The 10,905-nt window shown below is 71.6% G+C and carries 7 protein-coding genes; 3 read left to right on the plus strand and 4 right to left on the minus strand.

Annotated elements, in window-relative coordinates:
• Nucleotides 1-73: 73 nt before the first annotated feature.
• Nucleotides 74-2,557, plus strand: a complete 2,484-nt coding sequence (gene pcrA, locus L0P92_RS36700) for a DNA helicase PcrA (protein ID WP_234767394.1) — start codon at nucleotides 74-76, stop codon at nucleotides 2,555-2,557.
• Nucleotides 2,558-2,633: 76 nt separating this feature from the next.
• On the opposite strand, the gene L0P92_RS36705 is transcribed toward pcrA, so the two are convergent.
• Nucleotides 2,634-4,121: a M23 family metallopeptidase gene (locus L0P92_RS36705; RefSeq protein WP_234767395.1), complete on the minus strand. Its 1,488-nt coding sequence runs from the start codon at nucleotides 4,119-4,121 to the stop codon at nucleotides 2,634-2,636.
• Between the two features lie 293 nt (nucleotides 4,122-4,414).
• Complete coding sequence (locus L0P92_RS36710; RefSeq protein ID WP_234767396.1) at nucleotides 4,415-5,275, minus strand: lipase family alpha/beta hydrolase; 861 nt, start codon at nucleotides 5,273-5,275, stop codon at nucleotides 4,415-4,417.
• Nucleotides 5,276-5,913: 638 nt separating this feature from the next.
• On the opposite strand from L0P92_RS36710, the gene icmB reads away from it, so the two are divergent.
• Nucleotides 5,914-6,318: a coenzyme B12-dependent isobutyryl CoA mutase small subunit gene (gene icmB / locus L0P92_RS36715; protein ID WP_234767400.1), complete on the plus strand. Its 405-nt coding sequence runs from the start codon at nucleotides 5,914-5,916 to the stop codon at nucleotides 6,316-6,318.
• 108 nt (nucleotides 6,319-6,426) lie between these two features.
• On the opposite strand, the gene L0P92_RS36720 is transcribed toward icmB, so the two are convergent.
• Together L0P92_RS36720 and L0P92_RS36725 are read right to left on the minus strand one after the other, a co-directional pair.
• A complete protein-coding gene (locus L0P92_RS36720; protein WP_234767397.1) occupies nucleotides 6,427-8,079 on the minus strand; it encodes a DUF5691 domain-containing protein in 1,653 nt (550 codons plus the stop codon).
• 53 nt (nucleotides 8,080-8,132) lie between these two features.
• Nucleotides 8,133-9,488 carry an SWIM zinc finger family protein gene (locus L0P92_RS36725; RefSeq protein WP_234767398.1) on the minus strand — a complete coding sequence of 452 codons (1,356 nt, stop codon included), beginning with the start codon at nucleotides 9,486-9,488 and terminating at the stop codon, nucleotides 8,133-8,135.
• Nucleotides 9,489-9,645: 157 nt separating this feature from the next.
• On the opposite strand from L0P92_RS36725, the gene L0P92_RS36730 reads away from it, so the two are divergent.
• Complete coding sequence (locus L0P92_RS36730; protein ID WP_234767399.1) at nucleotides 9,646-10,776, plus strand: ATP-binding protein; 1,131 nt, start codon at nucleotides 9,646-9,648, stop codon at nucleotides 10,774-10,776.
• Nucleotides 10,777-10,905: the final 129 nt, after the last annotated feature.

Raw genomic sequence — 10,905 nt, forward strand, 5'->3', positions numbered from 1 at the left:
GTGGAGATTGAGGCGGGTGAGGTTCTCGGGGTGGCGGCGGGCTGTCAGTGGGGCGCCCTAGACTCGGAGAGCGATGAGCAGCCTCTTTGACGACAGCTTCCTGGCGGACCTCCAGGCCCCGCGGGCCCACGAGGAGCCTCCGCCGCCGCCCGAGGACGATCACGCTCCGGAACCGGTTCCGGACGATCTGTTCGGCGGGAAGTTCGACGTGCCTCCGGACCGGGACAGTCACTACCGCGACGGGGCCCCGCGGCCGGTCATCGACGCCGCCGCGCTGCTGGAGGGGCTGAACGAGAACCAGCGTGCGGCCGTCGTCCACTCCGGCAGCCCGCTGCTCATCGTGGCCGGTGCCGGGTCCGGCAAGACGCGTGTGCTCACCCATCGCATCGCCCATCTGCTGGCCGAGCGTGACGTGCATCCGGGGCAGATCCTCGCGATCACCTTCACCAACAAGGCCGCGGGCGAGATGAAGGAGCGCGTCGAGCAGCTCGTCGGGCCGCGGGCCAACGCGATGTGGGTGATGACCTTCCACAGCTCGTGCGTGCGCATCCTGCGGAGGGAGAGCAAGAGGCTCGGGTTCACCTCCTCGTTCTCGATCTACGACGCCGCTGACAGCAAGCGGCTGATGGCCCTTGTCTGCCGGGATCTGGATCTTGATCCGAAGAGGTTTCCGCCCAAGTCCTTCAGCGCCAAGATCAGCAATCTGAAGAACGAGCTGATCGACGAGGAGGACTTCGCCGCCCAGGCGACGGACGGCTTCGAGAAGACGCTCGCTCAGGCGTATGCGATGTACCAGTCGCGGCTGCGGGAGGCCAACGCTCTCGACTTCGACGACCTGATCATGACGACGGTCAATCTGCTGCGGGCCTTCCCGGACGTCGCCGAGCACTACCGCCGGCGTTTTCGCCATGTGCTGGTGGACGAGTACCAGGACACCAACCACGCGCAGTACGCGCTGGTGCGCGAGCTCGTCGGGACCAGTGAGCATCCGGTCGACGTGCCGCCCAGCGAGTACGACGTCCCGCCCGCCGAGCTGTGTGTCGTGGGTGACGCCGATCAGTCGATCTACGCCTTCCGGGGCGCGACGATCCGCAACATCCTGCAGTTCGAGGAGGACTACCCGGACGCGACGACCATTCTGCTGGAGCAGAACTACCGCTCCAGCCAGACGATCCTGAGCGCCGCCAACGCCGTCATCGAGCGCAACGAGTCCCGCAGGCCCAAGAACCTGTGGACCAACGCGGGCGCGGGCGCGCGCATCACCGGGTACGTCGCGGACACCGAGCACGACGAGGCGCAGTTCGTCGCCGACGAGATAGACCGACTGACGGACGCGGGGGACGCCAAGGCCGGCGACGTCGCCGTCTTCTACCGGACGAACGCCCAGTCCCGTGTCTTCGAAGAGGTCTTCATCCGTGTCGGGCTGCCCTACAAGGTCGTCGGCGGGGTGCGGTTCTACGAGCGCAAGGAGGTCCGCGATGTGCTGGCCTACCTGCGGGTGCTGGCCAACCCCGAGGACTCGGTGCCGCTGCGGCGGATTCTGAACGTGCCCAAGCGGGGCATCGGCGACCGTGCCGAGGCGATGATCGACGCCCTCTCGCAGCGGGAGAAGATCAGCTTCCCGCAGGCGCTGCGGCGGGTGGACGAGGCGTACGGCATGGCCGCTCGGTCGACCAACGCCGTCAAGCGGTTCAACACGCTGATGGAGGAACTCCGTACGGTCGTCGAGTCCGGGGCGGGACCGGCCACCATCCTGGAGGCCGTGCTGGAACGGACCGGCTATCTCGCCGAGTTGCAGGCCTCCACGGATCCTCAGGACGAGACCCGTATCGAGAACCTTCAGGAACTCGCGGCCGTCGCCCTGGAGTTCGAGCAGGAGGCGGGCGAGGGCGAGACCTCCGCCGGGCTCGCGGACTTCCTGGAGCGGGTCGCGCTGGTCGCCGACTCCGACCAGATCCCCGACGAGGACGAGGACGGCTCCGGCGTCATCACCCTGATGACCCTTCACACCGCCAAGGGCCTGGAGTTCCCGGTCGTCTTCCTCACCGGCATGGAGGACGGCGTCTTCCCGCACATGCGCGCCCTCGGCCAGACCAAGGAGCTGGAGGAGGAGCGGCGGCTCGCGTACGTCGGCATCACACGTGCGCGTGAGCGGCTGTATCTCACGCGGTCGGCGATGCGCAGCGCCTGGGGACAGCCGTCGTACAACCCGCCGTCCCGGTTCCTGGAGGAGATCCCCGCCCAGCACGTGGACTGGAAGCGGACGGGGGCGACCTCGCCGGTGTCCTCAGGACCTGCGTCCGGGGTGGCCGCCTCGCTGTCCTCGTCCCGCTCGCGCTCCTCCGCCTCGGGTGCGTCCGGTTTCGCCACCCGCCGTACGTCGGAGAAGCCCGTCGTCCAGCTGGCCGTCGGGGACCGGGTCACGCACGACCAGTTCGGGCTCGGCACCGTGATGGCCGTGAAGGGCACGGGTGCGAACGCCGAGGCGACGATCGACTTCGGGGACACCAAGCCGAAGCGGTTGCTGTTGCGGTATGCGCCGGTGGAGAAGTTGTAGGGCCGGCAAGCGCGCGCCCCCGCTGACGGGCGGGGGCGTGGGGTTAGTTGGTCGGTGGTCGGGCGGTGGTCGGCGGTTACGTCGGGTCCAGCCCGTGGCTGCGCAGCCACGACAGCGGGTCTATGGCCGAGCCGCCGCCCGGCCGTACCTCGAAGTGCAGGTGCGGGCCGGTCGAGTTGCCGGAGTTGCCGGAGTACGCGATCGGGTCGCCGGCCTTCACCGTCGTACCGGAGGCGACGCGGTAGCTGGAGAGGTGGCAGTACCACGTCTCCGTGCCGTCCTTCGCGGTCACGATCATCATGTTGCCGTAGGCGCTGTTCCACTGCGTCCGGACGGTGCCGTCGGTCGCGGCCATCACCGTCGTGCCGTACGAGACCGGGAAGTCGATGCCGGTGTGCACGGACATCCAGTTGATGCCGGACTGGCCGAAGTAGGCGCTGAGGCCGTGGTTCGCGACCGGCACCGCGAACTTCGGGCGCAGCCGCTCCTTGCGGGCCGCCTCCTCGGCGGCCTTGCGCTTCTCGGCGGCCTGCTGTGCCTTGAGGTCGATGCGCTCCTGCGTACGGCTGGCCCGGTCGGCGAAGTCGTCGGCGCCGGCGGAGAGGCTTTCGAGCTGGGTGTCCAGCTTGTTGTTCGCGGTGGACGGCTTCACGGCCTCGGTGTCCGAGGCGAGCGTGGAGGCGTCCTTGTCGTCGGTCAGGGTGCCGACGGAGGCGGCGGCGATCCCGGCGACGCCCATCACGCACGCCGAGGGCACGGCGACCGTCAGCAGTGCGGAGCGCTTGGGGGGCGTACGGCGGCGGGAGCGCGAGCCGCTGCGGGACGCCGCGCGCGGGGAGGGGGCCGGAGCGGTCTCCTCCTGGTCGTCGAGGAGCCGGGCCTCGGCGGGGAGTTCGCCGGTGGCGGCCGACTCGGAGTCGGGCTGGGCGGGATCGGCGTAGGCGGTGGGGTCGACGTGGCCGGCGGGGTCGATGTGCTCGAAGTGCGCCGTTGCCTGCTGGTCGAAGGATTCTGCTGGCTGCTGGTAGTCGCCCGTCGCCTGTGTGGTGGCGCCGTCGATTCCGCCGTCGGAGTTCCACTGCGTGGCGTCGTAGGCCCCGGTGTCGAAGGTCTGCGTGCCCCATTCCCACTGCTGGGTCTGGTCGGCCGGGACGCCGGACTGGTCGGGCTGGACCCAGGCGGTCGCGTCCCACTGGCCCGAGACGTCGTGCCCGTTGGCCTGCTGCGGGACGAAGGCCAGTCGCTCGTGCTCGGCCGTCCACGCGGTGGTGTCGTACGCGCCGGTGTCGTAGGCGGCGTGGTGCTGGGCCGCGTAGGCGTCGTAGTTCACGGTGTGGTGGTTGCCCGTGGACCACTGCGTGGCGTCGTACGCGCCGGTGTTGTCACCGGGGAGGCAGCCGAAGAGGGGGTCCGCGTCGAAGGTGGTGGTGGCGTGGCCGGCGGCGCCGAATCCGGTGGCGTCGTAGGTGCCGTACGTGGTGGAGTCACCGTACTGGGCTTCCTGGGCGCCGTAGGACGCGTAGTGCGCCGAGGCGGCATCGGAAGCCGTGGCCGGGGAGGTCATGGTCCCCGACGGGTGACGATCGTTCACCAACTTCTCTCTCGCCTCGACAACAGGGGCTGCCAGAGCAGTGCGGCGACTGTACCCGGCGGTACGCGGGCACGACAATCTTCGGCAGGTTTCGCGCCTGAAGGAAACGGGCATTCGGCCGTGTTTTGGCGGACTGTGGGCGCGAGTTTGGCCTTGTGTTCGAAGATTGTTCGATGTCGGTCGGCTGTTCCGGGGCTGTGTGTCGGGTGTGGGCCGAGGGTGAGACGGGCGTCGGGCGGGGTGGGACGACGGCAGGTCGGGGGGCGTTACGCCACGGTCAGGCCGTCGGCCTGCGGGGTGGCCTCGGTTCCTGGCGGGGCGGTGTCCAGCGCCTGCCGTATGCCGGTCGCCACGGCGGGGTGCACCGGGAGGGCGAGATGGCCGATGCCGCTCACGCGGACGTTCTGCGCCAGCAGGTCAGGGTGGTCGATACAGGCCGTCTCCAGCGGGTCCATGAGGTGGTCGAGGTCGCTCCAGAAGCTCACGAAGTGGGTACGGCAACCGGGCGCGGGCCGGGACAGTTCCTCCAGGACCGGTGAGCCGGGGCGCATCTGACGCACGATCGGGTGCGCGTTCGCCAGCGGGACGACGCGGGTGCCGGCGTGCGGCGTGCCGAGCGTGACCAGGGTGCGGACCCTGAGGTCGCCGCCGAGGCACTGCACGTAGTAACGCGCTATCAGCCCGCCGAGGCTGTGCCCGACGACGTCCACCTGGCTGCTGCCGGTGCGCTCGCATATCCCCTCTATGTGCCGGCCGAGCAGTTCGGCGGCGGCGCGGATGTCGCAGGTCAGCGGGGAGTAGTTGAGCGACTCGACCTGGTGCCTGCCGTGCTGGGCGAGGCTGCGGCGCAGCAGGACGAAGACCGAGCGGTTGTCGATGAACCCGTGCAGCAGAACCACGGGCGGTCGGTTGCGGGTCGGCAGGGGGGCGGTGTCCCTGGCGGGAAGCATGGGGGTCGTGCGGCGCTCCTGGGTGATGCCGGACGGATACAGCAGGACGTGCCCCGCGAGGATCGCGATCTCCAGGGCGGTCGCCTTCAGCAGGGCGAGGGAGAGGCCGGCGAGTCTGCTCGGGAGCAGGCGTCGGCAGAGCGGAAGAAAGGGGAGTGCTGCCCCGGTGACCTTCATGGCCGACCTCCTTGTGGCACGCGGAGGACGGCTCCGGCCCCCGTGTGCCCTCGTGGAAGTCGCGGCCGAGGTGGCCGGCGGAGCATGAGGAAGGCGCGTGGGGTGAGCGAGGCGCGTGCTGCGCGGCGGTCGGGGCGGCCGTGGCGCGCCGATGACCTGACGGGGCTCCCTGCCGGTGTGGCGACGAGCTCCCCGCTGTCGTGCCTTACCTGCCCTACGTGCCCTTCGTGCCACCGTCGATACGTCGCATCGCCACGGCGCGCGGTCGGCGGCGCGGTGGTGCGGCGACCTCGTTGCGACTCCCTTTGCGCGTGGTCCCGCTGCGACGCGCACCGCGGACTTCCGCGGCCCGTGTGCCGCAGAGATATGGAACGGTGCGCGGCGAACGTGTCCCACCGTGTGATTTCCCCCTCGGTCTGCACCGCGAAACTGCCGGTTGCGGGATGCTGGCGATAACGTTCGTTCACTTCCTCGGGCGATGTGGCCCGAGGCGTCCGTGCCGAGCGCGCGTCCGGAGCAACGGGTGACGGAGGTGTGCGACAGCGCATATGTATGACATGTGCGCCGAGTGCGGCATAACTCGGATATGAGCGGTGCCTGTCGGTACGGATGGATGTAGTCGCTTCATGGAGGCAGTGATGGGTGTGGCAGCCGGTCCGATCCGCGTGGTGGTGGCCAAGCCTGGGCTCGACGGCCACGATCGGGGGGCCAAGGTGATCGCGCGGGCGCTGCGCGACGCCGGTATGGAGGTCATCTACACCGGGCTTCACCAGACGCCCGAGCAGATCGTCGACACCGCGATCCAGGAGGACGCCGACGCGATCGGTCTGTCCATCCTCTCCGGCGCCCACAACACTCTCTTCGCCGCCGTGATCGACCTCCTCAAGGAGCGCGAGGCGGAGGACATCCTGGTCTTCGGCGGCGGGATCATCCCCGAGGCGGACATCGCTCCGCTGAAGGAGAAGGGTGTCGCGGAGATCTTCACGCCGGGGGCGACTACTCAGGCGATCGTGGAGTGGGTGCGGGCTGCCTCCGGCCGGTGAGCGGATTGCCTGCTGCGACTTGGCCGACTTTTGGTGCGGGTGCGTCGGGGTGGCGGTCTCTGGGGGCTGCCGCCCCCAGACCCCCGCTTCGGCCCGAAGGCCTCGTCCTCAAACTCCCCCAGAGGGGGCACCCCCAGACGGGCTGACAGTGTCCAGCTCCTCGATCATGGCCGCCCGCAACCGCAACGTCGTGACCAGGCGTTGGAACGCCTCCGCCCAATAGCCCCCGGCGCCCGGTGACGCGTCCTCCGGCTCGTCCGGTATCGCCAGCAGGCCGTCCAGGCGGCTTGCCTCGGACGGGTCGAGGCAGCGCTCGGCCAGGCCCATCACTCCACTGAAACTCCATGGATAACTCCCCGCGTCCCGCGCGATGTTGAGCGCGTCGACCACCGCCCGCCCGAGCGGTCCGCTCCACGGCACCGCGCACACCCCTAGCAGCTGAAACGCCTCGGACAGACCGTGCGTCGCGATGAACCCGGCCACCCACTCGGCCCGTTCGGCGGAGCCGAGTTTGCCGAGGAGCTTCGCGCGCTCGGCCAGGGACACCGCCCCCGGGCCGCCGGCTTCCGGAGCGGACGGCGAGCCGAGCAGTGCCCTCGCCCACGCGCCGTCCCGCTGCCGTACCGCCGCCCGGCACCACGCCGCGTGCAGCTCGCCCTGCCAGTCGTCCGTCACCGGCAGCGCCACGATCTCGCCGGGCGTACGGCCGCCCAGCCGCCCCGACCAGGTGCCCAGCGGCGCGGCCTCCACCAACTGGCCGAACCACCACGACCGTTCACCGCGTCCTGCCGGAGCCTTGGCGACGACCCCGTCGCGCTCCATGGCCGCGTCGCACTCGTGCGGCGCCTCCACGCTGATCGTCGGTGCGTCCCGGGTGTGGTCCAGCGCCACACAGGCCCCGGCCCGTATCGCCATCCGCGCCGCGAGCGCCGAGCCCGGCAGCGCCGACAGCAGTTCCGCGGCCGTCGCCCGGACGTTACGACTCCGGTCGGCCAGCGCCTGCTCCAGGAACGGCTCGTCCTGCGGGCCAAGACCGGTGCGCAGCGAGTCGAGGAACATCAGCCGGTCCTCGGCCCGCTCCGTCGGCCACGTCGTGGTCAGCAGCTCGCGCGCGGCGGCGGGCTCACGGGCGCGGATCGCGGAGAGCAGGCCGACCCGCTCGGCGAACAGCCCCTCCTGCCACAGCTGTCGGACCTCGGCCGGGTCATCGAGCTGCGGGAGTGCCGCGCCTCCGCCCGGGGTCGCACGCAGGGCGAACCTCCAGTCCGGGTTCAACCGGGCGAGCCACACCGCCCGCGGGCCGGCGAACGTCAGCGCCGCCGGTCGCAGATCCGTACGGCCCCGCGCCGCGTCCAGCAGCGCCGGCAGTGTCTCCGGTGGCGGCGCGAAACCGCGGTCGTTCGCCGTCGCGAGCCACTGGGGCAGCAGCTCCATGAGGTCCGGTGCCGTCCCTCTGCGGCCGCCGCCCGCGCCGGGACGGTCGGCCAGCAGCATCGCCAGCCTGCGGGCCGCCGCCGGAGGCAGCACCGGGCGGGGATCCTCGGGCGCCGGCTGGGGCCGCTGCGCCGCCCGGGCCGGTTTCAGCCCGGCCCGCCGCCGTACGGTCGCCACGGCCGCCGTGTCCAGCAGCGTCACCGGTGCCTGTCGGCCCGGCGCGCCGCCCGGGGGCGTACGCCGGTCCGTGCCGAGGAGAGCCGCCGTGACGAGCTCCTCCCAGGCGTCCGGTGCCGGCGAGTCCGCGGGAACGGAGGGACTGTTCATGAGGCTCACTCCTGTCTGCCGTCCACTCTGCCTACGTGTCCGCGAGGCGCCGGTCAGCACAACCGCACCGCCTCTCCCTCGCCCTGCGGCCAGGCCGTCAGCGGGGTGAAGCCGCGGTGGCCGCACTCGCCGAACACCTTGACCGGTCCGCCACCCGACAGGGAGACCAGCCGCCACAGGCCCGGGCGGGCCCGGGCGGCCGGGGTCAGGGGCAGTGCCGTGTCCGCGTCGGCGTCCGCCAGCTGCCACGAGTCGCCGTCCGGGGTCGGTACGACCCGGTCCAGGGTGACCGGGACGGAGTCCAGCCACGGGTCGTCGCGGAGCGCCTGGCCGTAACGGGCGGTCGCCTCGGCCGTTGTCACCCCCGGCGGCCGTATCGACGTGGGCGCGGGCGGTGCGAACTGCTCGCCCAGGGACGCCCGGAGCTGCCCGGCACCCGGGAACGCCGCGACCTCCGCCTCCAGGACCAGCCCGACCGGCAGCGCCAGCTCCGGTGCGCGGCCGGCGGCGCCGTAGGAGAGGAGGAGTGCGGTGCGGCCCGAGTCGGCGCCATACAGCCATATCCGGCGCGTCGTCAGCTTCACGTCCGCCGTGTCGTACTGGGCGAGGACCAGCCAGCGGTCCCGCACCGGCGGGCCGTCCGCCGAGGCGGGCAGGCCGACGCGGGAGCGGACGGTGTCCGACAGGGCGTCGGGCAGCCCCTCGCGACGCAGCCAGCCCTGGTCGAGGAGATGGAGGAGGGCGCACTCCTCCAGCAGGCGCACCGGCCAGCCCGGGCCGGACGCCGGGATCGCCCCCAACTCCCTGACCCGCGCGGCCAGTCCGGGGGCCTGGGCGTCGACCATGCGGGCGGCCGTCTCCTCCCACATCCCGTATCCCGCCTGTTCGGCACCGGCCAGGCCGCCGCGCAGCAGGTCCGCCAGGCGCTGCTCCAGCTCCGTCGCCCCCGCGGTGACCCGTGCGGCACGGCGCTCCGCCCGGCGCCGCGCCGCCTCCGGATCACCGGACGCCGACGAGGAACCGGACGCGCCCGCCGTCCGCTTCTCCTCCGCGCGCTGCCTTCTCCCCTTTATCCACTGCTCCGCCCAGTCCGGCGCCTGAGCCGGCGGCACCGCGCCCTCCCCGTCCGCCCAGAGCAGCAGCAGCCCGAGGGCGTGCTTGCACGGGAACTTCCGGCTCGGGCAACTGCACTTGTACGCGGGCCCGGCGGCGTCCGCGATGTCGATGACCGTCTGATACGGCTTGCTGCCACTGCCCTTGCACAGCCCCCACACCGTCCCCTCGTCGGAACTCCCCGCCTCGGACCACGGCCCCGCCGCGCCGAGTTTGCTTCCCGCTTTGCGTGACGCCGCGTCAGGAGCCAGTGCCAACACCTGCTCCGCGGTCCAGCGCACCCCCTGCTGAGTCATGCCATCGAAGGTAGATCCCACCACTGACAATCGGCCGGGGCCGACGTCACGCGATCGGCCTCGCAAGCGCGTTTTCGCAGGTCGGAACGCGTTGTCAGTGGCGTGGTGCAACGTTGGTGGCAGATCCGAACCGGCCGAGCTGGAGGGGGACCTTGCCATGACCGTGTCCGTTGAGCCGACGTCCGTCGAAGCGGGGGAGGCGGAATCGACCCAGGCGTTGCGACCGCATGCCGAGGACGCCTTCGCCCATGAACTGGCCGCGCTGGCCGCGCAGGACGACCGCCCGCGCCCGGCCCGCTGGAAGCTGTCGCCGTGGGCCGTGGCCACGTACCTGCTGGGCGGCACGCTGCCGGACGGCACGGTGATCACCCCGAAGTACGTGGGCCCACGCCGCCTGGTCGAGGTCGCCGTCACCACGCTCGCCACGGACCGCGCCCTGCTCCTGCTCGGCGTGCCCGGCACCGCGAAGACCTGGGTCTCCGAGCACCTGGCCGCGGCGGTCAGCGGCGACTCGACGCTGCTGGTGCAGGGCACGGCGGGCACACCGGAGGAGGCGATCCGGTACGGCTGGAACTACGCGCAGCTGCTCGCGCACGGGCCGAGCCGGGACGCCCTCGTGCCCAGCCCCGTCATGCGGGCCATGGCGGAGGGGATGACGGCGCGGGTCGAGGAGCTGACCCGGATTCCGGCCGATGTGCAGGACACGCTGATCACGATCCTGTCGGAGAAGACGCTGCCGATACCGGAGCTGGGGCAGGAGGTGCAGGCGGTCCGCGGCTTCAACCTCATCGCCACGGCCAACGACCGCGACCGGGGCGTCAACGATCTCTCCAGCGCTCTGCGCCGCCGCTTCAACACGGTCGTGCTGCCGCTGCCGGAGAGCGTCGAGGCCGAGGTGGACATCGTCTCCCGCCGCGTCGACCAGATCGGCCGCTCCCTCGACCTGCCGGCCGCGCCCGACGGCATCGACGAGATCCGTCGCGTCGTGACCGTCTTCCGTGAGCTGCGCGACGGCATCACCGCCGACGGCCGCACCAAGCTGAAGTCGCCGAGCGGCACGCTGTCGACGGCGGAGGCGATCTCCGTCGTCACCAACGGTCTTGCCCTGGCCGCCCACTTCGGCGACGGAGTGCTGCGATCCGGCGATGTCGCCGCGGGCATCCTCGGCGCCGTCGTCCGTGATCCGGCGGCCGACCGGGTCGTCTGGCAGGAGTACCTGGAGGCGGTCGTGCGTGAGCGGGACGGCTGGACGGACTTCTACCGGTCGTGCCGGGAGGTGAGCGCGTGAGCGACGACGACCTCGGATGGGGGCGCCCGAGCGGGGGTTCGACGAAGGGCGGGTCCGTGGCGGGGAGGGCGCTGAGGGGAGCGCGACGGTGTGCGGGACCGGGACCGGGACCGGGACGAGGGCTGGGCC

Source organism: Streptomyces muensis, assembly GCF_021474425.1.
Lineage (GTDB): Bacteria > Actinomycetota > Actinomycetes > Streptomycetales > Streptomycetaceae > Streptomyces > Streptomyces muensis.

Coding starts and splice junctions, on each gene's coding strand:
- L0P92_RS36710 (WP_234767396.1), bottom strand. CDS start 5,275: ATGAAGGTCACCGGGGCAGCACTCCCCTTTCTTCCGCTCTGCCGACGC.
- L0P92_RS36730 (WP_234767399.1), top strand. CDS start 9,646: ATGACCGTGTCCGTTGAGCCGACGTCCGTCGAAGCGGGGGAGGCGGAA.
- icmB (WP_234767400.1), top strand. CDS start 5,914: ATGGGTGTGGCAGCCGGTCCGATCCGCGTGGTGGTGGCCAAGCCTGGG.
- L0P92_RS36720 (WP_234767397.1), bottom strand. CDS start 8,079: ATGAACAGTCCCTCCGTTCCCGCGGACTCGCCGGCACCGGACGCCTGG.
- L0P92_RS36725 (WP_234767398.1), bottom strand. CDS start 9,488: ATGACTCAGCAGGGGGTGCGCTGGACCGCGGAGCAGGTGTTGGCACTG.
- L0P92_RS36705 (WP_234767395.1), bottom strand. CDS start 4,121: ATGACCTCCCCGGCCACGGCTTCCGATGCCGCCTCGGCGCACTACGCG.
- pcrA (WP_234767394.1), top strand. CDS start 74: ATGAGCAGCCTCTTTGACGACAGCTTCCTGGCGGACCTCCAGGCCCCG.